Annotated in this window: 18 protein-coding genes; 1 reads left to right on the forward strand and 17 read right to left on the reverse strand. The window is 67.3% G+C overall.

Annotated elements, in window-relative coordinates; all coding sequences use genetic code 11:
* Window positions 1–97 precede the first annotated feature (97 nt).
* Entirely contained in the window at window positions 98–517 is a 420-nt protein-coding gene (locus tag H7X47_RS05710) for a sensor histidine kinase (RefSeq protein ID WP_319633543.1), read from the reverse strand.
* A gap of 136 nt (window positions 518–653) precedes the next feature.
* Here H7X47_RS05710 and H7X47_RS05715 point away from each other — a divergent pair, with 136 nt between their 5' ends.
* Complete coding sequence (locus H7X47_RS05715; RefSeq protein ID WP_322096460.1) at window positions 654–974, forward strand: SDR family NAD(P)-dependent oxidoreductase; 321 nt, start codon at window positions 654–656, stop codon at window positions 972–974.
* A gap of 397 nt (window positions 975–1,371) precedes the next feature.
* Here the strand turns inward: H7X47_RS05715 and H7X47_RS05720 are convergent, their stop codons facing one another.
* The 16 genes from H7X47_RS05720 to murD form a co-directional block, all read right to left on the reverse strand.
* Complete coding sequence (locus tag H7X47_RS05720) at window positions 1,372–2,943, reverse strand: SpoVR family protein (RefSeq protein ID WP_193367689.1); 1,572 nt, start codon at window positions 2,941–2,943, stop codon at window positions 1,372–1,374.
* 4 nt (window positions 2,944–2,947) lie between these two features.
* Complete coding sequence (locus tag H7X47_RS05725) at window positions 2,948–4,258, reverse strand: YeaH/YhbH family protein (protein WP_193367690.1); 1,311 nt, start codon at window positions 4,256–4,258, stop codon at window positions 2,948–2,950.
* Between the two features lie 13 nt (window positions 4,259–4,271).
* A complete protein-coding gene (locus H7X47_RS05730) occupies window positions 4,272–6,206 on the reverse strand; it encodes a PrkA family serine protein kinase (RefSeq protein ID WP_193367691.1) in 1,935 nt (644 codons plus the stop codon).
* A gap of 667 nt (window positions 6,207–6,873) precedes the next feature.
* A complete protein-coding gene (gene ligA / locus H7X47_RS05735) occupies window positions 6,874–9,036 on the reverse strand; it encodes an NAD-dependent DNA ligase LigA (protein WP_193367692.1) in 2,163 nt (720 codons plus the stop codon).
* A 34-nt stretch (window positions 9,037–9,070) separates the two neighbouring features.
* Window positions 9,071–10,744, reverse strand: coding sequence for a DNA repair protein RecN (recN, locus tag H7X47_RS05740; RefSeq protein WP_193367693.1), 1,674 nt, complete (start codon window positions 10,742–10,744; stop codon window positions 9,071–9,073).
* A gap of 31 nt (window positions 10,745–10,775) precedes the next feature.
* A complete protein-coding gene (locus H7X47_RS05745; protein ID WP_193367694.1) occupies window positions 10,776–11,630 on the reverse strand; it encodes an outer membrane protein assembly factor BamD in 855 nt (284 codons plus the stop codon).
* Window positions 11,631–11,875: 245 nt separating this feature from the next.
* Window positions 11,876–12,826, reverse strand: coding sequence for a UDP-3-O-acyl-N-acetylglucosamine deacetylase (lpxC, locus tag H7X47_RS05750; protein ID WP_193367695.1), 951 nt, complete (start codon window positions 12,824–12,826; stop codon window positions 11,876–11,878).
* A gap of 286 nt (window positions 12,827–13,112) precedes the next feature.
* Window positions 13,113–15,062 (reverse strand): cell division protein FtsZ, encoded by a 1,950-nt coding sequence (ftsZ, locus tag H7X47_RS05755; protein ID WP_193367696.1) that lies wholly within the window; start codon window positions 15,060–15,062, stop codon window positions 13,113–13,115.
* A gap of 93 nt (window positions 15,063–15,155) precedes the next feature.
* A complete protein-coding gene (gene ftsA, locus H7X47_RS05760) occupies window positions 15,156–16,421 on the reverse strand; it encodes a cell division protein FtsA (protein ID WP_193367697.1) in 1,266 nt (421 codons plus the stop codon).
* Window positions 16,422–16,467: 46 nt separating this feature from the next.
* A complete protein-coding gene (locus H7X47_RS05765; RefSeq protein WP_193367698.1) occupies window positions 16,468–17,391 on the reverse strand; it encodes a cell division protein FtsQ/DivIB in 924 nt (307 codons plus the stop codon).
* Window positions 17,379–18,323: a D-alanine--D-alanine ligase gene (locus H7X47_RS05770; protein ID WP_193367699.1), complete on the reverse strand. Its 945-nt coding sequence runs from the start codon at window positions 18,321–18,323 to the stop codon at window positions 17,379–17,381. Before H7X47_RS05770 ends, H7X47_RS05765 begins: the two co-directional genes overlap by 13 nt.
* Entirely contained in the window at window positions 18,320–19,261 is a 942-nt protein-coding gene (murB, locus tag H7X47_RS05775) for a UDP-N-acetylmuramate dehydrogenase (RefSeq protein ID WP_437126556.1), read from the reverse strand. Before murB ends, H7X47_RS05770 begins: the two co-directional genes overlap by 4 nt.
* On the reverse strand, window positions 19,258–20,682 hold the full coding sequence (murC, locus tag H7X47_RS05780) for a UDP-N-acetylmuramate--L-alanine ligase (RefSeq protein WP_193367701.1): 1,425 nt from the start codon (window positions 20,680–20,682) through the stop codon (window positions 19,258–19,260). Before murC ends, murB begins: the two co-directional genes overlap by 4 nt.
* The gene (gene murG, locus H7X47_RS05785) at window positions 20,679–21,839 is read right to left on the reverse strand and encodes an undecaprenyldiphospho-muramoylpentapeptide beta-N-acetylglucosaminyltransferase (protein WP_193367702.1); all 1,161 of its coding nucleotides are present in this window, start codon (window positions 21,837–21,839) and stop codon (window positions 20,679–20,681) included. The genes murC and murG overlap by 4 nt, the downstream gene beginning before the upstream one ends.
* Window positions 21,839–22,960, reverse strand: coding sequence for a putative lipid II flippase FtsW (ftsW, locus tag H7X47_RS05790; protein WP_193367703.1), 1,122 nt, complete (start codon window positions 22,958–22,960; stop codon window positions 21,839–21,841). The genes murG and ftsW overlap by 1 nt, the downstream gene beginning before the upstream one ends.
* Window positions 22,957–24,399, reverse strand: a complete 1,443-nt coding sequence (gene murD, locus H7X47_RS05795; RefSeq protein WP_193367704.1) for a UDP-N-acetylmuramoyl-L-alanine--D-glutamate ligase — start codon at window positions 24,397–24,399, stop codon at window positions 22,957–22,959. Before murD ends, ftsW begins: the two co-directional genes overlap by 4 nt.
* Between the last annotated feature and the right edge of the window lie 14 nt (window positions 24,400–24,413).

Below are 24,413 nucleotides of genomic sequence, written 5' to 3' on the forward strand. Positions count from 1 at the left end.
CCAGGCTTATCCCCCCCTTGGCCTGGCCGCCCTGCGACCCCTCCCCGGAAAGCATCCGCCGGGGAGGGGTTTTTCTTTTTCCGATGCGGGAGAGGCGTCAGCCCACCAGTTCGGGGGGAAAGCGGAACGTCACGACGGTGCCTTCGCCCGGCGTGCTCGCGAAGTCGAAGCTCGCGCCCAGGGCCTCCACAATGCGCTTCGTCAGGGGCAGGCCCAGGCCGCTGCCCTGGGTGTTCTTTCGCTGCGCCGAGCGGACCTGGCCATAGGGGCTGAGGACGGTAACGATGTCATGCCTGGCGACGCCGATGCCGTCGTCGCTGATGATCAGAACGGCGGCGCCGCTGTCGGCCTCGCGCCGCCCCGTGACCCGGACCGAGCCGCCGGCGGGGGTGAACTTGACCGCGTTGGTCACGATGTTGATCACCGCCTGCTTCAGGCGCTGGCTGTCCGTGCGCAGGCTGGGGAAGTCCGTGGGGAAGTCGCTGCGCAGCTCGACGCCGCCCGCGACGACCGCCACGATTGGCGCGAGACGACGGTCGAGTACTACGACGAGCGCATGGCCACCAACCTGCGCCACATGTTCTTCGCGATCCAGGCGGTGGCCCCCGACATGATCGAGGCCGGCGGCGGGGCCATCATCAACATGGGCTCCAATTCCTGGTGGGAGGCCGGGGGGCGGTTTTCCGGTCTACGCCACCGCCAAGTCGGCGGTGCACGGCCTGACCCGCACCATGGCACGCGACCTGGGCGACCATCGCATCCGGGTGAACACGGCGGTACCCGGCTGGATCATGACCGAGCGCCAGAAGGAGCTCTGGGCCACGCCCGAGGCATTGGAGAAGCACCGCGACCGCCAGTGCCTGCCGGACCTCATCGAGCCGGTCTACGTCGCCCGCATGGTGGTCTTCCTTGCCTCCGACGACGCCGCCATGTGCAGCGCCAACAACTACATGGTCGAAGCCAGGTCGATTTAAAGGGTGCAACCGCGGCTCAGGGGGCGACGGGCGTGTCGAACAAGGTCACCTTTTCGCCGGACTGCTGCCGTCGTTTCCGTAGGTCACTATGGTCCGCTTCGTGCCAATAGCGGAGCTTCCATAGCGCAGGTCAGTTGCGCTCCAGCTTCTCTCTCTTTGCGGGGACTCCGGTACCACCTACCTCTGCTTCGGGGATCACCATCTTCTCCGGCACCCACCTGTCCACAATCCTTGGTACTGCAATCTACACTGCCGCCGCACGGCTCATTTGAAGATAGATTTGGTGCAGGCGTGCCATGTTCCCGAAGTAGTCGACAGGCTTGTCTTCGAGGACGGTAGTTGCCTCAGCTGTGTCCGAAAGCAGAGTCCTTGGCAACACTTGACTTTCCGTTGCCGCTCAGTCGGAGCTCGTTCCCGCCTTATAGACACTCTTCCCGGTGGCCGAGTCGATGCCTTCCAGGCTCACGTCATAGCCCCAAAGCTGGCGCAGGTAGTGCAAGACGCGGTCTCGCTCACTGCCAATCAGCGGCACACGGTCCCGCATATAGTGGTGCAGCTTGAGTTCGCGGTCGCTTAGCAGCTCAACATCAACGATCTGTATATCCGGCTCGATCGCCGAAAGATCATAGCTTCGCGCCAATGCCTGGCGGACGCGGCGATAACCGGCTTCATCATGGATGTCCGAGACCTCGTAGTGAGGCTCACTGTCGCGATCCTCCAGCACGAAAAACCGCCACTTTCGAATCAGATGGGGGCTCAGGTACTGCAGGATGAAGGACTCGTCCCGGTAGTTCGCCCAGGCTTCCCTCAACGCCGACCGCCAGTCGCCGCTGCCGGCAAACTCCGGATGCCACTCGCGATCCTCCTCAGTCGGCTCCGTTGCAATACGGCGTATGTCTTGCATCATGTCGAACCCCAAGGCATAGGGGTTGATGCCATTGTAGCGGGGGTCGTCGAAGCCAGGTTGAAACACCACGTTGGAGTGGTTGTGCAGGATCTCCAGCATCGCCCCCTCGGTCAACAGGCCTTTATCATAGAGAGCGTTGACAATGTAGTGATGAACAAAGGTGGCGCACCCCTCGTTCATCACCTTGGTTTGCTTTTGTGGATAGAAGTATTGGGCAATGTTGCGGACAATGCGCAGAATCTCCCGCTGCCACTCCTCCAGCACTGGGCTGTTCTTTTCGATGAAGTAGAGGAGGTTCTCTTCCGGCAGCTTCAGAAGGTCCTTGCGCTTTGCCGCCTCGCGCTCATCTGCCTGCAGCGCCGTCTTATCCGGCGGGCGCGGCACGGTGCGCCAGATGTCCCGAAAGGTGCGGGCCTCGTATTCCTGCCGCTCCCGCTCGCGGTCGGCGCGCGCCTTCGCCAGCAGTTTGGGCGGCCGTCTATAGCGAAAGACGCCGTGATCCATCACCGCGTGCGCCGCGTCGAGCAGGGCTTCCACTTCCTGGTGGCCGTGCCGCTCCTCAGCCCCGGCGATGTAACTCTTGGCGAACTCGAGATACTCCAGGATGCCTTCGGCGTCGGTCCACTGCCGGAAGAGGTAGTTGTTCTTGAAGAAATGATTGTGGCCGAAGGCCGCGTGCGCCATCACCAGGGCCTGCAGGGCCATGGTGTTGCCTTCCATGTTGTAACTGATGCAGGGGTTGGAATTGATGACGATCTCGTAGGCGAGGCCTGCGTAGCCCTTGCGGTACATTACCTCCTCGCGGACGAACCGTTTGCCGAACGACCAATGCCCGTACATCAGCGGCAACCCGTGGGAGGCATAGGCGTCGAGCATCTGCTCGGCGGAGATCACCTCGACCTGGTTGGGATAGATGTCGAGTCCGAGGTCCTCGAGCGCCACCTCCTGAATGGCATCGTAGGTCCGCTGCATCGTCTCGAAGGTCCACTCCGAGGACTCGAACAGCGGCTTGCCGCGACGCTTCTGCTGGCGCTTCGGCGCCGCCGTCTTGGAGCCTGTCATCGCCTCACTTCACCTCCCGCGTCGATGCGAAGAGTTCCCGGAACACCGGGAAGATGTCGCCGGGCCGGCTAATCCGCTTCATGGCGAAATTCGGCCAGGCGTCCCTGACCTTCAGGTAGGAGCGCCACAATTCGGTGCCCCGTGCTTCGTCCTGGAACAGGGCGCTTTCGCGTTCGTCCAGGATCTCCACGTAGGCGTAGTACTGGCAGTAGGGCATCAGGGCCTCGGAGAGCAGCTTGATGCACTTCTCGGAGTCGCCAGCGTAATTTTCTCCATCCGAGGCCTGGGCCGCGTAGATGTTCCACTGCGAGGTCGGATAGCGGTCGGCCATGATCTTCTGCATCTCGAGCAGGGCCGTGGAGATCACCGTGCCGCCGCTTTCCCGGCTGTAAAAGAAGGTCTCTTCGTCGACTTCCTTGGCTTCGTGGGTATGTCGAATGAAGATGACCTCGGTACGCTCATAGCAACGGTCGAGAAACAGATGAAGCAGCATGAAGAATCGCTTGGCCAGGTCCTTCTCGCGCTCGCCCATCGAGCCGGAGACGTCCATGAGGCAGAACATCACCGCCTGGGTGATCGGCTGGGGCTTCTGCTCGAAGTAGTTGAAGCGCAAGTCGTGGGGATCGATGTAGGGAACGGAGCGCTGGCGCTTCAGCAACTCCTCCAACTCCTCATGCAGCGCTTTCAGGCGCTGGCGCTGCTCGGGCTCGAGCGACTCCCGCCGCTCCAGTTCCATGATCTCTCGCTGAAGCTCGGCGATCTCCTCCTTGCGTGGCCGCTTCAGTGCCAAGCGGCGGCTGAAGCTATTTCGCATGGTGCGCTGGACATTGAGGTTCGTCGGGGTGCCCACGGAACTCAGACCGGCACGATGTGGCTTGGTGACGGTGACGTCCTTCAGGCTCGTCTTGACCAAATCGGGCAGCTCCAGATCCTCGAAGAAGAGGTCGAGGAATTCCTCGCGCGTCAGGGCGAAGCGGAAGGCGTCCTCGCCTTCGCCTGAGTCGGAGCCCTGCTTGCCGCCGCCACCTTCGCCGCCCTGGGGCTTGGGCAGGCGGTCTCCGGTGAGGTACTCCTTATTGCCCTTGAAGACGCCGCTGCGCCGGCCGCCGGTCCTGCTGTGGCGCAGTCGCGGCTCGTCGATGTCCTTGGACGGAATGGAGATCGTCTCGCCGCTGTCAAGATCGCCGATCGAGCGGTCTTTCAGCTTTTTGTTGACGACTTCCTTGATACTGGCGCGGGCCCGGCGCAGAAAGCGCTGGCGGTTGCCCAGGCTCTTGTCCTTGGGATTGCGCCGGCGATCTATGAAGAAGGGCATCTTAGTGCACCAGTCAGCCTGCCTTGTTGACCCGCATATACCACTCGACCAGGCGGCGCACCTGGCGCTTCGAGTAGCCGTGCTCCTTCATGCGCTGCACGAACTGATGGTGCTTCTCATCAGTTTCGCTGTCTTTCTTCGACCCAAAGCTGATGACCGGCAGGAGATCTTCAACCTGGCTGAACATGCGCTTCTCGATGACGTCGCGCAGCTTCTCGTAGCTGGTCCACACCGGGTTCCGGCCCTCGTTGTTGGCCCTGGCGCGAAGGGCGAACTTCACAACCTCGTTGCGGAAATCCTTCGGATTGGCAATGCCCGCCGGCTTTTCGATCTTCGAGAGCTCGGCATCCAGAGTTTCGCGGTTCAAGATCTGCCCAGTGTCCGGATCCTTGAAATCCTGCTCCTCAATCCAGGCATCGGCATAGGCGATGTAGCGGTCAAACAGGTTTTGGCCGAATTCGCCGTAAGATTCGACATAGGCCTTTTGGATTTCGTTGCCGATGAACTCGGCGTAACGCGGCGCCAGCTCGGACTTCAGGAAGTCCAGGTACTGCGCCTCTAGCTCGGGCGGGAACTGCTCGCGCTTCACGGCGTTTTCCAGGACATACATCAGGTGCACCGGGTCCGCGGCCACTTCCTCGGTGTCGTAATTGAAGGTCTCGGAGAGAACCTTGAAGGCAAAGCGCGTGGAAACGCCGTTCATACCCTCATCGACACCGGCGGCATCGCGGTATTCCTGTACCGACTTCGCTTTCGGGTCGGTGTCCTTGAGGTTCTCGCCGTCGTAAACCCGCATCTTCGAATAGCGCGACGAATTCTCATGCTCCTTCAAGCGGGTGAGGATGGCGAAGCGAGCGAGATTGTTGAGAGTCTCGGCGGCACAGGGTGCTTCGGCGAGTTCGCTTTGCTCCAGCAACTTCTTGTAAATCTGCGCCTCCTCGGTGACGCGCAGGCAATAGGGCACCTTGATGACGCAGATGCGGTCGAGGAAAGCCTCGTTGTTCTTGTTGCTCTTGAATTGCAGCCACTCGGCCTCATTGGAATGGGCCAGCACGATGCCCTGGAAGGGGAAGGCGCCAACACTCTCAGTACCCACGTAGTTGCCTTCCTGGGTCGCTGTCAGCAGGGGATGCAGAACCTTGATCGGCGCCTTGAACATCTCGACGAACTCGAGAAGGCCCTGAGTCGTGCGGTTGAGGCCGCCGGAATAGGAGTAGGCGTCGGGGTCGTTCTGGCTGAAATGCTCGAGCTTCCGGATGTCGATCTTGCCCACCAGAGAGGAGACGTCCTGGTTGTTCTCGTCACCCGGCTCGGTCTTGGCTATGCAGGCCTGGCGCAGCTTGGAAGGCATCAGCTTGACGACGTTGAATTTGGAGAGGTCGCCACCGAACTCGTCGAGTCGCTTGATGGCCCAAGGTGAGGCGAGCCCGGTCAGGCGGTGCCGCGCGATGCCGTATTTCTCCTCCAGCAGGTCGCCGAATCGTTCGGGATCGAACAGACAGAGGGGAGACTCGAACAGCGGGCTCATTTCCTCGCCGGCCTTCAGCACGTAGACCGGCCGCTCCTCCATCAAGCGCTTCAACCGCTCGGCAAGGGAGGACTTGCCGCCGCCGACCGGCCCCAGGAGGTAGAGGATCTGCTTGCGCTCCTCCAGGCCCTGCGCGGCATAGCGGAAGTAATTCACGATGCGCTCGATCGTATCTTCCATGCCGTAGAAATCGGCGAAGGCGGGATATCGCTTGATCGTGCGATTGAGAAAGATTCGCCCCAGCCGGGAATCCGCACTGGTATCGACGACCTCGGGCTCGCCGATCGCCATGATCATGCGCTCGGCGGTCGTAGCGTACATTCCAGGGTCGTCGCGGCAGGCGATGAGATAATCCTGGAGGGTCACTTCCTCATGTTGGCTGCGGCGATATTCTTCGGAAAACTGCGTAAAAACGTTCATCTCGGGGCGCTCTCCTCGGCGTTAGTAAGACGAATCTCACTCCCTTGGGATACGTCCGAGCGTCCTGCCTTAGTCTGACGATGCCAGAGTCAGCCATGATCAGCAGTTCTATGCGCGACTTATCCCTTTCGTCCGTTCCACGGGTCGCTCCCCTCCAGCTTCTTGAATGCCTTTAAGTCTGATATGGTACTCCGATTCGAGGAAAGAAATGCTTAACTTTAATCGCAATCTTACAAGCGTCCTCTTCGGGGCCAAATCAGTTCGTTTGATTGTAATACGTTTCTTTGCCGCTGCGCTTCCCCAACACGGCGTTCACAATTCAATGATGATGGTTGGCTCTCTTTTTGGGAGGTGTCGTGGTGCGCCTTGCCAGGGCCTGAGCCATCCGGACCGGGCCACGGGCCGGGCGCCCAATCGCCTCTGGGATACCAGCCTTTTCGAAGAAGCATTCGATTGGCTCTCCGCCAGGGAGCGATCCCGGCCCGGAATCATCCTCGACCGCCGCAGAGCCTTGGTCAGGCCGCCTGCCACGCAGTGAACACGGCTCACAGGGTGCGTGATATCCGTTCTTGAGAGGTCCGCTTCGGGTCAAAAGCGGACATAGGGCTGCATTGGCCGCGGGGTCTGCTCCCAGTCCGCAAGCAATCCTTCCACAGCCTCGCCCGCTTTACCCGCCGATAAGCTCGCGCCACTCCTGTTCGCTGAGCATCTCCACGCCCAGTTCCTCGGCCTTCTTGGCCTTGGAGCCGGCGTCGGCGCCGACCACCACGTAGTCGGTCTTTTTGGAGACCGAGCCGGCGACCTTGGCGCCCAGGGTTTCGGCGCGGGCTTTCGCCTCGCTGCGGGTCATGGTCTCCAGGGTGCCGGTGAAGACCACGGTCTTGCCGGCCACGGGGGAGTCGCCGGCGGCGGGGGCTTCCACCGCCTCGATGGTCAGTTCGCCTTCCAGGTCCTTCAGGACCTTCAGGTTATGGTCCTCGCCGAAGAAGAACACCAGGTCGTCGGCGACGCTCATGCCGATCCCCTCGATATTGCAGAGCTCGGCGTAGTGCTCGCCGACCTCCTCGGGCTTGCGCGCCTCCGGGGCTTCCTTGCGCTCCGCGTAGGCCGCGGTCATGGCGTCGCGCCAGGCATCCAGCGTGCCGTAGCTGCGCGCCAGCAGCTTGGCGGTGGCTTCGCCGACCTGGCGGATGCCGAGGGCGTAGATGAAGCGGTCGAGGCCGATCGTTCGCCGCGCCTCGATGGCCTTCACCAGGTTCGCCGCCGACTGCCTGCCCCAGCCTTCGCGCTCGCTGATCGCCTTCTCCTGCTCGTGCAGGCGGAAGATATCGCCCGGCGTGGCGATCATGTCCTCGTCGAGGAAGGCCTGGATGTGCTTGCCGCCCAGGCCCTCGATGTCGAAGGCGTTGCGCGAGACGAAGTGGCGCAGGCGCTCGTAATTCTGGGCCTTGCAGACCAGGCCGCCGGTGCAGCGGCGCACCGCCTCGCCTTCCTCGCGCAGGGCCAGGCTGCCGCAGACCGGGCAGTGGTCGGGGAAGACATAGGGTTTGCTGTTCTTCGGGCGCTTGTCCTTGAGGGCCTCGACCACCTGGGGAATGACGTCGCCGGCGCGCTGCACGACGACGTGGTCGCCGATGCGGACGTCCTTACGGGCGATCTCGTCCTCGTTGTGCAGGGTGGCGCGGGAGACCACCACGCCGCCGACGGAGATCGGCTCCAGGTGCGCGACGGGGGTCAGCGCGCCGGTGCGTCCGACCTGGATATCGATGTCGTTGAGGATGGTCTGCGCCTGCTCGGCCGGGAACTTGTGGGCGATGGCCCAGCGCGGCGCGCGGCTGACGAAGCCGAGGCGCTGCTGCAGGTCCAGGCGGTCGACCTTGTAGACCACGCCGTCGATGTCGAAGGGCAGCTCCGGGCGCTCGGCCATGATGTGCCGGTAGAACTCCAGCAGCTCGTCCAGGCCGTGGCAGAGTCGCGAGGGCTCGTTCAGCCGGAAGCCCCACTTCTTGAAGCTGTCGCGCACCGCCTTCATGGTGCCGCCCAGGGCCTGGGCGGGGTCTCCCGCAACTTCGCCCCAGGTGTAGGCGAAGAAGTGCAGCGGCCGTGAGGCGGTGATCTCCGGATTGAGCTGGCGCAGGGAGCCGGCGGCGGCGTTGCGCGGATTGGCGAAGATCTTGGCCCCGGCTTCCTCCTGGCGCCGGTTCAGCTCCATGAAGGCCTGGCGCGACATGTAGACCTCGCCGCGCACCTCCAGCACCTCGGGCCAGCCCTTGCCCTGCAGCGCTTTGGGCAGGTCCTCGATGGTGCGCACGTTGGCTGTGATGTCCTCGCCGGTGGTGCCGTCGCCGCGTGTCGCGCCCTGCACCAGCTTGCCGCCCTCGTAGCGCAGGGCGCAGCTGAGACCGTCGATCTTCGGCTCGGCCATGATGTCGACGGCCTCTTCCGTGCCGAGGCCCAGGAAGCGGGAAATGCGCGCCAGGAATTCGGTCACGTCCTCGGTCTCGAAGGCGTTGCCGAGGGAGAGCATGGGCACCTTGTGCCTGACCTTGCCGAAGCCGGCGGCCGGTTCGGCGCCGACCCTTCTGGAGGGGCTGTCGTCGCGGATCAGGTCGGGGAAGCGCTGTTCGATCGCCTCGTTGCGGCGGCGCAGGGCGTCGTAGTCCGCGTCGCTGATCAGGGGCGCGTCCTGCTCGTGATACAGCTTGTCGTGATGGGCGATGACCTTGGCCAGGCGCGCCAGCTCGGCGGCGGCCTGGGTTTCGCTCAGCGCCTCGGCCGGCAGGTCGGCGGTCTTTCCAGAGGCTTTGGTCTTGGCGGCTTTACCCGACATAAAGCGGCGGTGCTTCCTATCGAAAAAAGGTGGCTCAGGAGGTGCCGATCAGGCGTTCGGCGGCGGCGCGGGCTTCCTCGGTGATTTCGGCGCCGGAGAGCATGCGCGCGATCTCCTCGCGGCGGTCGCCGTCGCTCAACTGGTCGACCTGGGTCGCGACCTGCTTGCCGGCCATGCGTTTCGCCACCTGCCAGTGGTGGGTACCGCGCGCGGCGACCTGCGGGCTGTGGGTGATGACCAGCACCTGGCGGTCGCGGGCCAGGCGCTCCAGGCGCTCGCCCACCGCATGAGCGGTGGCGCCGCCGACGCCGCTGTCGACCTCGTCGAAGACCAGGCTGCGCTCCGGGTTGATGCTGGCCAGCACGACCTTGATGGCCAGCAGGAAGCGCGCCAGCTCGCCGCCCGAGGCGATGCGCCCCAGGGGGCCGGGCGCGCTGCCCGGGTTGGTCGCCACCTCGAAGGCGATGCGGTCCAGGCCCTGCGCCGTCCAGTCGTCCTCCTGCTGGCGCTCCAGCTTGGTGCGGAAGACCGCGCGCTCCAGCTTCAGGGGCGGCAGCTCGGCCATCACCGCCTTATCGAGGTCGGTCGCGGCCTTGCTGCGCTTCTTCGACAGCGCCTCGGCACCTTCAACGTAGGCGCGGCGCGCCTCGGCGGCTTCCTTGGCCAGCTTCGTCAGCTGCGCCTCGCCGCCGTCGATGGAGGCGAGGCGCGCGGCCAGTTCGTCGCGCAGCGCCGGCAGCTCGTCGACCTCCGTATGATGCTTGCGGGCCATGTCCTGCAGGGCGAAGTAGCGCTCCTCCACGGCCTCCAGGTCGTCGGCTTCCTGCTCCATGTCGCTGGCGAAGGAGTTCAGCTGCGCCAGGGCCTCCTCGGTTTCCGCCGCGGCGCGCTGCAGGGCGTCCAGCGCCGGGTTCAGGGCCTCGCCGGCGGTGGGGGCGATGCGCTCCAGGGCGCGCAGGGCGCGGCCCAGGGCCGCTTCGGCGCCGGTCTCGATCTCGCCCGCCGCCGTGTTAAGGCCCTCGACCAGCTTTTCCCGGTGCATCAGGCGATTGCGTTTCTCGCCCAGCTCCGCCTCCTCGCCGGGGCGCGGGTCGAGGGCGTCCAGTTCCTCCACCGCGTGACGCAGGAAGGCCTCGTCGCGCTGCGCCTCGGCCAGGCGTTGCGCCGCGGCTTCGCGCGCCGCCAGGGCATCCTGCCAGGCGCGCCAGGCCGCGCGCAGGCCGCGCGCGGGGGCCTGCAGGCGCCCGTAGGCGTCCAGCAGCTCGCGGTGGGTCGCCGGGTCCATCAGGCCGCGCTGGTCGAACTGGCCCTGGATCTCGATGAGGCAGTCGGCGAGCTGACGCAGCAGGCCGGCGGAGGCCGCCTGGTCGTTGACGAAGGCGCGGCTGCGGCCGTCCTTGGTCAGCACCCGGCGCAGGACCAGCAGATCCTCGGCCTCGATGTCCTGTTCGGCGAGGATGGCTTGGGCGGGGTGCCCGCCAGCCGTGTCGGGAGGGCCGATGTCGAAGGCGGCGGTGACGCTGGCCTGTTCGGCGCCGGGGCGCAGCAGGCGCGCGTCGGCGCGGTTGCCGAGGGCGAAGCCGAGGGAGTCGAGCAGGATCGACTTGCCCGCCCCCGTCTCCCCGGTCAGAACGCCGAGGCCACGATCGAAGGCCAGGTCAAGCTTCTCGATGATGACGACATTGCGGATCGACAGGCTGACCAGCATTCACCCATCCTGGGCCGAGACAAGAGCGCCGTTAGAAGACGTCCGAAATCCAGGAACCTTCGCTGTCTTCCGGACGCAGGTTTTCGCCGGTCAGCAGGGCGTAGCTATCGATATACCACTCGCTGCCCGGGAAGTTGTGGCCCAGCACGGCCGCCGTTGCCTTGGCCTCGTCGACAATGCCCATGGCCAGGTAGCACTCGACCAGGCGGTGCAGGGCCTCGGGCACGTGGGTCGTCGTCTGATAGCGCTCGATCACCGTGCGGAAGCGGTTGATGGCGGCCAGGTATTCGCTGCGGCTCTGATAGAAGCGGCCAATGGCCATGTGCTTGCCGGCCAGGTGATCGAGGGCCAGGTCGATCTTCAGCTCGGCATCGCGGGCGTATTTGCTGTTCGGAAAGCGGCGCACCAGCTCTTCCAGCGCCGTCAGCGACTCGGCGGTCATCTTCTGGTCACGCCGCACGTCGGAAATCTGCTCATAGTAGCTGATCGCCTTCAGATAATAGGCGTAGGCGACGTCTGGGCTGCCGGGGTGCAGTTCGATGAAGCGGTCCAGGGCGTTGATCGCCTCGTCGTAGGAGTTTTCCTGGTAGAAGGCGTAGGCGGCCATGAGCTGGGCTTTGGAGGCCCATTCGGAGTAGGGGTGCTGGCGCTCGACCTCGTCGAAGAGGCGAGCGGCCTCCTCGTAGTCGCCGGCCTGCATGGCGTTCATGGCGCCGTTGTAGAGTTCTTCGACCGGCTTTTCGACATAGACCGGGCGCTCGTCCGAGCTGCAGGCGACCAGCGTCAGGCCGAGCAGCGCCGCGGCGGCGAGGTGGCCGAGCCGATACGGTGAGCTTCGGCGGCGCGGCCGCCCGGCGCCGAAGTGCTTGGTTTTGGGATCGCTCATGGTTTTCCGTGCCCCCGAGGTGCCAGGCGCCTTTCCGGCGCGCCCCCGAACGAATCTCTGCCGTGGAAGGTATATCTGTCCAGGCGACTATAGGTCCAAGCGGCGGACGCCTCAAGCGGGCTCATGAGGGCCGCAGGAGGCGGAAAACCACCCCTTTTTGGGGTTCTCCGCCGCCCGGGCGCAAAACGAAAGCGCCGCCCGCTGTCAGGCGGGCGGCGCTTCAGCCGTAAAGCCGGCAGTTGGCGTCAGGCGCGGGCCGCGACCGCCCGATTCGGCTGGGTCTGGGCCCCGGCGGCGCTGTGGCTGGTGGTCAGTTCGGTCCACTCCCAGGCGCCTTCCTCGGCAAAGAGGGTCTGCAGCAGGCGCAGGGTCAGGGCATGGCCCGCCCGGTCGCCCTGGAAGTGCCCGATGATCGGCGTCCCGGCCATATAGAGATCGCCGATCGAATCCAGCACCTTGTGCCGCACGAACTCGTTGGGGAAGCGCAGGCCGTCCTCGTTCACGATCTCATGGCCATTGACCACGATGGCGTTCTCCAGGGAGCCGCCGCGGGCCAGGCCCATGGCGCGCATCTTCTCGATGTCCTGGGCCAGGCCGAAGGTCCGCGCCCGGGCCACGTCGCGCTTGAAGGCGCTTTCGTTGACCTCGGTGAACCATTCCTGGCGGCCGATCAGGGTGTCGGGGAACTCGATCTCGAAGCTGACGGTGAAGCCATTGCCCGGCGCCAGGGAGGCGGCGCGGTGCGGCTCGGACACCGAGATCTCTTCAAGGATGCGCAGGGCCCGGCGCGGGCTGCTCTGGACCGCGACCCCGGCGCACTCGATCAGGAAGACAAAGGGCGCGGCGCTGCCGTCCATGATCGGCACTTCCGGACCGTTCAGCTCGATGACCGCGTTGTCGATGCCGCAGCCGCTGAGCGCCGACATCAAGTGTTCGATGGTGGCGATCTGGTTGCCCTTGGGGTCCACCAGGGTAGTGCAGAGCGGCGTCTCGATGGCATTGCGCCAGCTTGCCTGGATCTCCGTGCCGCCGGCCGCGTCGGTGCGGCGGAACACGATGCCGGTATCCGCCTCAGCCGGATGCAGCACCATGCTCACCTTGGCGCCGCTGTGCAGCGCAACACCGGAGCAATTGATGGAATTCTTAAGCGTCTGCTGGCGAACGACATGCCCTGCCGAAGCGCTATCTACTGCCATGGTATCCGTCTCAATCCTGAGGTTGACCGACCAAACCAAGCCACGAATATCGACAAGCCATCACATCTTTTCGCCTAAGAACCGCAGAAAATCGCGATTCTCGGCACCGGCGACGGTCTTGCTGGGAACCCCCAATCAAAAACCCACTAACAAGTAGGGGGACTATATGAAGTCCCCCTCAAGCACTCAAATCACTCTTTGTTACAATATGTTACCGCGATGCAATGAACGCGGGGCGTTGGGGCACCGCAAGGCAGTTTGAACACCTGCCTTGCGGTGCAACACGTCAGTTTGCCTGGCGGCGCAGGAAGGCCGGGATGTCCAGCAGGTCTTCCTCCGCCTGGCTGTGCCCGATCCGCTCGGCCGGGTCCAGCCCGGACAGGCGCGGCTGGGCCGTATTGCTCCCCGCTGGGCCCACCGGTTGAGCGGCGGCGGGTTGAGCGGCGGCGGGCTGAGCGGGGGCGGGCTGGCCCGCAACCGGCTGACCCGAAGTCGCCTGATTAGGCGCCGCCGAAGGCCGCTCCGGCTGGGCCGGAGAAGCGCTGCGCGCCGCCATCGGCCGCGGCGCCGCCTGCTGCTGGGGCCGGGCGGCGCTGTCGCCGCCCTGGGTCGAGGCCAGGGCGCGGGCGGCCCCGGTCACCTTGGCGAAGAGGCTCTGGCGTGGGGCCGGAGTGGTGGCCCGCGGCGCTTCGCGGCGCGGTTCACGGATCTCCATACGCGGCTCCGGGCGGGCCTCGGCGGTCGGTTCCCGCCGCGGCGCCGCTTCGGCCCCATGCTCCGAACGGGGCTCCGCACGCTCCGGACGGGCTGCGTTGGCCAGTGCCGCCTCGGCGAAGGGGTCCGGCTCGGCATGCAGGGTTCCGGCCTCGCCGGTCTCTTCCCGCTCCGGCTCGGCCGGGGCCGGGGCGATGAAGCTGTCCTCTTCGGCCTTGGCCCGTGGGGCCGGGCTCATTTCCGGCTCGGGCATGGCCATGGCCGTCGCCGTGGCGCCGTGGCCGGTGGCCGGGGCATAGGGCTCGGCGCTCATGGCCGTGCCGCCGGTCAGCGGATACTTGCTGGCCGGAAAGCCGGACCCAGGCTGGCCGCCAGAGGGCAGGCTGGCCGAGGGCTGGCCGAAGAGGCCGCCTTCGGCGGCGACCGGAGCGCCCGCTGCCGCAGAAGCCGTCGCCGCACCGGCGCCGCTGCCGGCGCCGGGGGCGTTCTCGACGTGGCGGGCCTTTTGGCCGCCGACGACGCTGAGGGTGATCGGCTTCGGCCGGGTCTCGGCGTCGACGTCGATGCCGGTGGAGACCACGGAGACCCGCATCATGCCTTCCAGCGACTGATCGAAGGTGGAGCCGAAGATGATGTTGGCTTCCGGGTCGACCTCGTCGCGGATGCGGTTGGCGGCCTCGTCGACCTCGAAGAGGGTGAGGTCCATGCCGCCGGTGATGTTGATGAGAACGCCACGGGCGCCCTTCATCGAGACATCGTCGAGCAGCGGGTTGGAGATCGCGGCCTCGGCCGCGGCGATGGCGCGGCCTTCGCCTTCCGCCTCGCCGGTGCCCATCATGGCCTTGCCCATCTCGGACATGACCGCGCGGATGTCGGCGAAGTCCAGGTTGATCATGCCCGGGTTGACCATCAGGTCGGTGACCCCGCGCACGCCGGAGTTCAGAACGTCGTCGGCCATCTTGAAGGCGTCGGCGAAGGTCGTCTTCTCGTTGGCGACACGGAACAGGTTCTGGTTCGGGATGATGATCAGCGTGTCGACGTACTGGGTCAGCTCGTTGATGCCCGATTCAGCGAGGCGCATGCGGTGCACGCCCTCGAAGTGGAAGGGCTTGGTCACCACGCCGACGGTCAGGATGCCCGCTTCGCGCGCCGCCCGGGCGATGACCGGCGCCGCCCCGGTGCCGGTGCCGCCGCCCATGCCGGCGGTGATGAAGACCATGTGCTGGCCCTCGATGTCGGTGAGGATTTCGTCCAGCGCCTCTTCCGCCGCCGCGCGGCCGATGTCCGGACGCGAACCGGCGCCCAGGCCCTGGGTAATGTTGCGGCCCAACTGGATCCGCCGTTCGCAGAGCGATTGAGTCAGCGCCTGCGCGTCGGTGTTGGTGATCAAGAATTCAACACCATCCAGGTTGCTCTGGATCATGTTGTTGACGGCATTACCGCCGGCTCCGCCTACGCCGATCACCGTGATCCGCGGAGACAGGTCCGGGGCGGTCGTGGGTACGTTCAAATTGAGAGTCATGTCTGCCTCCAGTTGCCTTAGACCCTAACTTCACTTCCCGGCTGCGCCGGTGTCTCTTGTTCCGATCCGGCCGGAACATCCGTTATCAACCTTCTAAAAGTGTTCACGGAGCCAATGACCCAGGCGGCCCACCAGGCCGCCCAGCTCCCTGGGTTCCGGGGATGCCTCGCCGGGCATCGCCACGTCCGCCGTGGCGGCGTAGTTCAACAGACCCGCGCAGGTCGCGTAGGCCGGTCCTGCCGTGGCTTCGGCCAGGCCACCCACGTGCGTCGGGCGGCCGAGGCGTACCTGCTTGTCCAGTACGGTCGAAGCCAGCTCGCGCGTTCCCGGCAGCTGACAGGCACCGCCCGTCAGCACCACCCGGCGCCCGGCGATCTTGTCGAAGCCGCTGAGCTCGAGGCGCGAGCGCACCAGTTCCAGCGTTTCCTCCACCCGCGGCTGGATAATGCCGACCAGGAGGGACCGCGGGATCTGCTGCGATTCGGAGTTCTCGTCTTCGCCCACCTGCGGCACGTCGATCAGCTCGCGCTCGTCCGTCGGGGCGGCGATGACGTGACCGTAGAGGGTCTTCATGCGCTCCGAGTGGGCGAGCGGCGTCGACAGGCCGCGGGCGATGTCGCTGGTGACGTGATTGCCGCCGACCGGAATCACGTCGGTGAAGATGACGTTGTTCTCGTAGAACACGGCGATGGTGGTGGTGCCGCCGCCCATGTCGATGACGGTGACGCCCAGCTCCATCTCGTCCTCGACCAGGCAGGCCAGGCCCGAGGCGTAGGGCGAGACCACGAAAGCCGCCGGCTCCAGGTGGCAGCGCTGGATGCAGGTGCTGACATTGCGCACCGCGCCCGTCGAGGCGGTGATGATGTGCATGTGCACGCCCAGCTGCTCGCCGAACATGCCGCGCGGGTCGCGGATGCCGCGGTTGCCGTCGATGGAATAGCCGGTCGGGATCGAATGGATCATCTGCCGGCCCTGGTCGTCGTGCTGGCGCTGCAGCTGCGTCTGGTGGCCGTAGGCCACGGCGCGGCGCAGGTCCGCCTCGCCGACCTCGTGGCCGTTCAGCGACACCTCGACGCCCACGGTGGCGGACGCCGGATAGCCGCCGGAGAGGTTCACCACCACGCGGTCGATGGTCGTGCCGGCCATCTGCTCGGCCGCGTGCACGGCGTTGAGGACCGAGGTCTCGGCCAGGTCCATGTCGACGATGGTGCCGCCCTTGATGCCGCGGCTTGCCTGCTGGCCGATGCCGACGACCTGCGGCCGCCCGTTATCGTCCACGCGCGCGAGGAAGCAGCAGACCTTGCTGCTGCCGATATCAAGTGCCGCGGCGATGCCGCCTCTGACCAAACTCTTCCTCATGCGGCGCTTCTGGTTCCTCCGTGGATCTCAAGCGCGCGATCGCGGCTCATGTGCTTTCCCCTTTGACTTCCTCGTGGCCCAGCGGACCCTTTTCCGGATCGGTGCGCACCACCAGGCGGTCCGGCAGGCGCAGGTCGATGACGATGACGTCGCGCGACAGCAGGCCCTGCTGGCGCTCGATGCGGGCGAGCTGCGCCCAGGCCGCGGCCGCGTCGGCCTCCGGCAGGCGCACGTCGATGCGGCCCTCGATCTGAACGTTCCAGCGGCGGCCGCCGACCCTGACCGCGGCCGTGACGCGCTCGCGCAGTTCCGGCTCGCTGTTCATCACGGCGATCAGCTTGGCGGCGTGCGGCGGGGCGTCGGCGCCGACGACCAGCGGCAGGTGGGCGAAGCGCCGCGGCTCGATGCCGGGGATGACCTCGCCGTTGCGGTCGAGGACGCGGATCACGCCCTTTTCCTGCCACAGGGCCAGGGGCTCGCGCTCGTTGAGGCGGATGAAGATGGTGCCGGGCAGCTGGCGCTCGACGCTGGCGCTGCGCACCCAGGGCAGGGCCTCCAGACCGGCGCGCGCGGCCTCGGGGTCGATATCCAGGATCGGCCGGCCCAGCGTCAGGCCCAGGCGCGCCAGGATCAGCTGGCCGTCGGTGCGGTGGCGGCCTTCGACCAGCACTTCCTCGATCTTGAGGCCCATGTCGGCGGACCCCTGCAGGGCGGCGAGGCGCAGGGCCTCGGCCTGGCGCCCGAACCAGCCGTCCTGCCACAGCCAGGCCAGGCCGCCGAGCGCGCCCAGCGCGATGCAGACCGGCACCGCGCGCATCACCATCCGCCAGTTGATCCCGGCCCGGTTGCGGCGCCGCGTGGTCTTCTTGACCTTGCGCTTGCTGCCGCCGCGCCCTGCGGTCTTGGCCGGTCTGCGCTTGTTCGCCGCGCGCTTGTTGGTCGACCGGTCGAAGGGGTTCAGGAATCGCATGCGGCGTTCTCCACCATCCAGGCACAGAGATCAGGAAAGGACATGCCCAGATGACGGGCCTGCTCGGGCACCAGGCTTGTCGAGGTCATGCCCGGCTGAGTGTTGGTCTCCAGGTAATAGAGGCTGCCCGGCGCGTCGCCGGTGTCGTCGTAGCGGAAGTCGGAGCGGCTGACGCCGCGGCACCCCAGCGCCTTGTGGGCGGCCAGGGAGGCTGCCATGGCCCCCTCGTAGATCTCTTCCGGCACCTCGGCGGGCAGCACGTGCACCGCGGCGACCTCGCTGTCCTCGGAATACTTGGCGTCGTAGTCGTAGAAGCCTTCGCCCAGGGGACGGATCTCGGTGACGGCCAGGGCGCGGTCGCCCATGACGCTGACGGTCAACTCGCGCCCGGCGATGAAGGGCTCGACCAGCAACTCGGTCTCCGGCTCCCAGCCGTGCACGGAGATCGGCGGCTGGTTGTCGCCCTCGCGCACGATGCGCACACCGACGCTGGAGCCCTCGCGCACCGGCTTGACCACATAGGGACGCGGCAGGGGATCGCCGTCGCCCAGGTCCTCGGCCTTGATGACGATGCCCTCGGGGCTGGTGACGCCGGCGGTGGCGACCACGGTCTTGGCCATCTGCTTGTCCATCGCCAGGGCCGAAGCCAGTACGCCGGAATGGGTGTAGGGAATGTGCAGCAGCTCCAGGAGCCCCTGGATGCAGCCGTCCTCGCCCCACCGCCCGTGCAGCGCGTTGAACACCGCGTCCGGCTTGGGGCTCAGGGCCTTCACCAGGGCGCCCATGTCGCGGCTGACGTCGATCTCGCTGACCTCGTAGCCCTTGTCGCGCAGGGCGGCGGCGCAGGCCTTGCCGGAGTTCAGCGAGACCTCGCGCTCGGCGGACAGGCCGCCCATGAGAACGGCGACGCGCCCAGGGGAAGCTTGCGTCATGCCGTTCCTCCCTTCTGCGCGGGCACGCCCAGGCGCTTGATTTCCCACTCCAGGTCGACGCCGGAGGCTTCCTTCACCCGGCGGCGCACTTCCTCGCCCAGGTTCTCCAGGTCGGCCGCGGTGGCCTCGCCGGTGTTGATCAGGAAGTTGCAGTGCTTCTCCGAGACCATGGCGCCGCCGACCTTGAGGCCGCGGCAGCCGGCCGCGTCGATGAGTTGCCAGGCCTTGTGGCCCGGCGGGTTCTTGAAGGTGCTGCCGCCGGTACGGCTGCGGATCGGCTGGCTGCCGGCGCGCTGGCCCTGGATCTGCTTCATGCGCGCCTCGATCTCGGCACGCTCGCCGGGTTCACCGGCCAGGCGCGCGCCCAGGCAGATCCAGTCGGCGGGCAGGGCCGAGCGGCGGTACTCGAAGTTCAGCTCGGCGTTGGTCAGGCGGTGGACCTGGCCGTAGGCGTCGGCCGCCTCGGCCCAGACCAGCACGTCCTTGATCTCCTTGCCGTAGGCGCCGGCGTTCATGCGCACGGCGCCGCCGATGGTGCCCGGCACGCCGGAGAGGAACTCCAGCCCGGCGATGCCCGCCAGCTTGGCGCCCGTCGCCACGTTGAGGTCCAGCGCCGCGGCGCCGCAGAGGATGTCGCTGCCCTCGGCGGCGATCTCGGCGAAGCCGCGGCCCAGGCGCAGGACCACGCCCGGCAGGCCGCCGTCGCGGATCAGCACGTTGGAGGCGACGCCCAGCACCGTCACCGGCACGTCGTCGGGCTTGGCGGCCAGGAAGGCCAGCAGGTCTTCGCGGTCGGCGGGGCGGAACATGACTTCGGCCGGGCCGCCGACGCGGAACCAGGTGATGCCGTTCAGCGGCGCGTCGGCGGTCAGCCGTCCGCGCACCGCGGGCAGGCGCTCGATCAGGGGCGTATGACGTTCAGCCGCCATGGCGCTCATTTCTCCCCCCCGGCGACCTGCAGCTTTTCCAACTCGCCGGGCAGGGCGTTGGCCCAGGCGGTGATGTTGCCGGCGCCGAGGCAGACCACCATATCGCCCGGGGCCGCCAGCTCGTGGATCAAACCGGGCAGCTCCTCAGGCGAGGGCAGGGGCAGGGCCTGGCGGTGGCCGCGGGCGCGCAGGCCTTCGACCAGGTGGTCGCGGTCGGCGCCCTCGATGGGCTGCTCGCCGGCGGTATAGACATCGGCCACGACGACGGCGTCGGCGTCGTTGAAGCAGGTGCAGAACTGCTCGAAGAGGTCGTGCAGGCGGCTGTAGCGGTGCGGCTGCACCACGGCGATGACCTTGCCCTTGGCGGCCTGGCGTGCGGCGGCCAGCACGGCGGTGATCTCCACCGGGTGGTGGCCGTAGTCGTCGATCACCGTGATGCCCCCGGCCTCGCCGGTGCGGGTGAAACGGCGCTTCACGCCGCCGAAGCCGGCGAGCGCCTTGCGCAGGCTGTCTTCCTCCAGGCCCATCTCGCGCGCCACGGTGACCGCCGCCAGGGCGTTCATGGCGTTGTGATGGCCCAGCATCGGCAGGCGCAGGTCTTTGATCCGTGTCTCGACATCGCCGCTGCGGTCGGTGACCTCCACGTCGAAGGCCAGGCCGCCGTCGGCGACGCGGATGCTCTCGGCGCGGTAGTCGGCCTGCGGGCTGATGCCGTAGGTGATGATGCGGCGATCCTCGATGCGGCCGATCAGGTTCTGCACCGCCGGGTGGTCGATGCAGAGCACCGCGAAGCCGTAGAAGGGGATATTCTCGACGAAGGTCTCGAAGGCGCGGTGCAGTGCTTCCTCGGTGCCGTAGAACTCCATGTGCTCGGGATCGATATTGGTGACCACGGCGATGGTGGCGGGCAGCTTCAGGAAGCTGCCGTCGCTCTCGTCGGCCTCGACCACCATCCAGTCGCCCTCGCCCAGGCGCGCGTTGGTGCCGTAGGCGTTGATGATGCCGCCGTTGATCACCGTCGGGTCCAGCCCGGCGCCGTCCAGCAGGGTGGCGACCATCGAGGTGGTGGTGGTCTTGCCGTGGGTGCCGCCGACGGCGATGGACCACTTCAGGCGCATCAGTTCGCCCAGCATCTCGGCCCGGCGCACGATGGGGATGAAGCGCTGGCGCGCGGCGTCGACCTCGGGGTTGCCGGTCTTGATGGCCGAGGAGACGACCACGACCTTGGCCTCGCCCAGGTTCTCGGCCTTGTGGCCGATGGCGACCTGGATGCCCATCTTGCGCAGGCGCTGCACATTGGCGTTGTCGGACATGTCGCTGCCCTGGACCTGGTAGCCCAGGTTGGCCAGCACCTCGGCGATGCCGCTCATGCCGATGCCGCCGATGCCGACGAAGTGAATGATGCCGAGATCCAGAGGCAGGCCCCTCATGCCGCCGCCTCCTTGCCGTTGTCCTTGTTCTGCAGAGCGTCGCCGTTGCCGTCGGAGGCGCCGCAGACCAGGTCGGCCAGGTCGCGCGCGGCATTCAGGTGCGCGGCGGCGTGGGCGCAGCCGGCGGCGCGCGCGAGCAGCGCCGGGCTGGTCAGCAGGGAGCACAGGCGTTCGGCCAGGCTGTCGGGGTCGAGTCCCGACTGCGGCATCAGCCAGCCGCCGCCGGCCTCGACCAGGGCCTGGGCGTTGCTGGTCTGGTGGTCGTCGGTGGCCGAGGGGAAGGGCACCATGACGGCGGGCCGTCCGGCGGCGGCAAGCTCGGCGACCGTGGAGGCGCCGGCACGGCTGATCACCAGGTGGGCGCCGGCCAGGCGCTCGGGCACGTCGTCGAAGAAGGCGGCCAGCTGGTGCTGCACGCCGCAGTCGTCGTAGACCCGCGCCACGGCATCGAGGGCCTGGCCCGGCACCTGCTGGTGCACGGTCAGGCGCCGGCGCAGGTCGTCGGGCAGCAGGGCCACGGCGGCGGGCACGACTTCGTTGAACACCACGGCGCCCTGGCTGCCGCCGACCACCAGCAGGCGCAGCGGGTCGTTGTCGCCGGGCACGGCGTAGGGGCGCGCGCCGACCGCGGCAATCGCCTCGCGCACCGGATTGCCGGTGACCCGAAGCTTGCCGCGGTCGGTGTCGGTCACGCCGTCGACCTTGTCGAAGCAGGTTGCGATGACCTCGGCGCGCGGGGCCAGCAGCCGGTTGGCGCGCCCCAGGACCGAGTTCTGTTCGTGCAGCACCACGCGCAGGCCGCGGTGGGCCGCCGCCAGGACCGTGGGCACCGAGGGATAGCCGCCGAAGCCGACCGCCACCTCGGCGCCGCAGCGCTTCAGGTGGCCGCGCGCCTGCAGGTAGCCGAGGCCGAGCTGTGCCACGGAGCGCAGCTTCTTCATCAGCCCGGCGCCGGCCATGGCGCCGGCCGGGATGCGGTGGGTCTCGACCTGCGGCAGGTCGGGGCCGAAGCCGCCGCCGCGCGCGTCGGTGGTCAGCACCACGCCGATACCGCGCGACAGCAGCTCGCGCGCCAGGGCCTGGGCCGGGAACATGTGGCCGCCGGTGCCGCCGGCGGCGGGCACCACCCTGCGGGGCTGTTTCGCGGAATGGGGCATCACCGCGCCCCCCCGCCGACGCGCCGCCGCGTCAGCGCCAGCAGCATGCCCATGCCCAGCGCCAGCGCCATGAGCGAGGAGCCGCCGTAGCTGAGGAAGGGCAGGGTCATGCCCTTGGTCGGCATGAGGTGCAGGGTGGAGGCCATGTTGATGAAGGCCTGCAGTCCGAACTGCACCAGGAGGCCGCTGGCCGCCAGCAGCACGAAAAAGGAGTTCTCGCCCATCAGCCGCGCGAAGCCGCGCAGCACCACGAAGGCGAAGAGGCCGAGGATGATGAGGCAGGCGATGAGGCCCATCTCCTCGCCGGCCACGGCGAAGATGAAGTCGGAGTGGGCGTCGGGCAGCTGCGCCTTCACCGTGCCCTCGCCGGGGCCGCGGCCCAGCAGGCCGCCGTTCACGAAGGCCTCCAGCGAGCGGTTGATCTGGTAGCGGTCGCCGGCGGCGGGGTCGAGGAAGGAGTTGATGCGCTCGGTCACGTGGGGCAGGGCGAAGTAGGCGGCGACGATGCCCCCGGCGCCCAGCACCGCAAGACCGGCGATCCAGGCCAGCGGCAGGCCGGCCAGGAACAGCTGGGCGCCCCAGATGGCGCTGACCAGCACCGCCTGGCCCAGGTCGGGCTGCAGCAGCAGCAGGGAGATCATCACCAGCCACAGGCCGACGGCGATCTTGGCGCCGGGCACGCCGCTTTCCTCGCGCTCCAGCGAGAACAGCCAGGCGGAGACCACGGCGAAGCAGGGCTTGGCGAACTCCGAGGGCTGCAGCGAGAAGCCGCCGAGGCTGATCCAGCGGGTGGCGCCCTTGATCTCGGCGCCGGCCACCAGGGTCAGGCACAGCAGCGCGATGGAGCCCAGCAGGCCGAAGCAGGCGATGCGCCGCACCCAGCGCGGCGTGGCCAGCGACATGGCGATGAGCAGCGCCGCGGCGACCGGCAGCAGCACGATCTGGCGGCTCGCGAGCTGGAAGGACTGCAGGCCGATACGTTCGGCCGCGGCCGGGGAGGCGGCCAGCATCAGCACGGCGCCGAAGCCCATGAGGGCGATGAGCGACAGCAGGGTCCAGCGGTCGACGGTCCACCACCAGCGCCCCAGCAGGGAGGTATCGGTGCGCGCGAAGCTGCTCATGCCGCACCTTCCGGGTTCTGGGCAGGAGAGGGAGCGGGCTTGAGGGCGGGCACGGCGATCTCGCCGCGCTCGCCGGGCAGGGCCTCGACGGCCGCGACGAAGGCGTCGCCGCGCAGCTCGAAGTTCGCGAATTGGTCGAAAGAGGCGCAGGCCGGCGACAGCAGCACGACGCTGCCCGGGAGGCGGGAGGCGGCGTCGGCGGCCTCTGTCACGGCCTGCGCAATGGTGCCGGACAGGGAAACCGGCACTGTTCCTTCGAGTACCTTGGCGAAATCCTCGGCGGCCTCGCCGACCAGGAAGGCCTGGGCGATGCGCGGGAAATAGGATTCCAGGCCCTCGAGGCCGGTCTCCTTGGCGCGCCCGCCGGCGATCCACAGAATCTTGTCGTAGCAGGCCAGCGCCTTGGCGGCGGCGTCGGCGTTGGTGGCCTTGGAATCGTTGATGTAGGGCACGCCGTCGATCACCGCGACGATCTGCTGGCGGTGCTGCAGGCCGGGGAAGCTGCGCAGGCAGGCGGCGATGACCGGCGCCTCGACGCCGATCGCCTTGCAGGCGGCATAGGCCGCCGCGGCGTTCTGTCCGTTGTGGCTGCCCGGCAGGCTCGGAACCTCGCTCAGGTCCATGACCGGCGTGCGGGCGCCTTCGGTATCATCGATCAGCACGCCGTTCTGGGCGTAGACGCCGCCGGGCACCAGGCGCTCGCCGGAGATGCCGATGACGATCTGCTCGTCGGCGGCCTTCAGCTCGCCGTAGATCTTCGAGCAGGTCTCGTCGTCGACGCCGACGATGGCGGTGCGCGGCTTGGTCTGGCGGTGGAAGATCTGGCGCTTGGCCTTCACGTAGCCCTCGAAGCCGCCGTGACGGTCCAGGTGGTCGGGCGTGATGTTCAGCAGCACCGCGACGTCGAAGGTGATGGAGAGGGTCAGCTCCAGCTGATAGGAGGACATCTCCAGCACGTAGATGCCGTCGCTGTAGAGCGCCTCCAGGGTCAGCGCCGGGGTGCCCAGGTTGCCGCCCACGGCGGTCTGGCGGCCGGCGAGCTGCAGGATGTGGCCGATCAGCGCGGTGGTGGTCGATTTGCCGTTGGTGCCGGTGATGCCGAGGTAGCGCGCGTCGCGCTGGGCGCGGGCCAGCAGCTCGATGTCGCCGATGATCTCCACGTTGTTCTGCCTGGCGGCCGCCACGATGGGGTGCGGCTGCGGGAAGCTGTGCGGGATGCCCGGCGAGAGGATCAGGCTGGTGACCTCCATCCAGTTCACCTGGTTCAGGTCGACCAGCGGCACCTCGGCCTCGCGCGCCTTGGCGCGGGCGTCCTCGTTGTCGTCCCAGGCCCAGACCTCCGCCCCGGCGGCGTGCAGCGCGCGCGCCGCGGCCAGCCCGGACTTGCCGAGGCCGAGCACGGCCACGGGCAAACCGGCGAAGAAGCTGAGATCGATCACGGGACGACGGACTC

This window comes from Pelagibius marinus, from assembly GCF_014925385.1.
GTDB lineage: Bacteria > Pseudomonadota > Alphaproteobacteria > Kiloniellales > Kiloniellaceae > Pelagibius > Pelagibius marinus.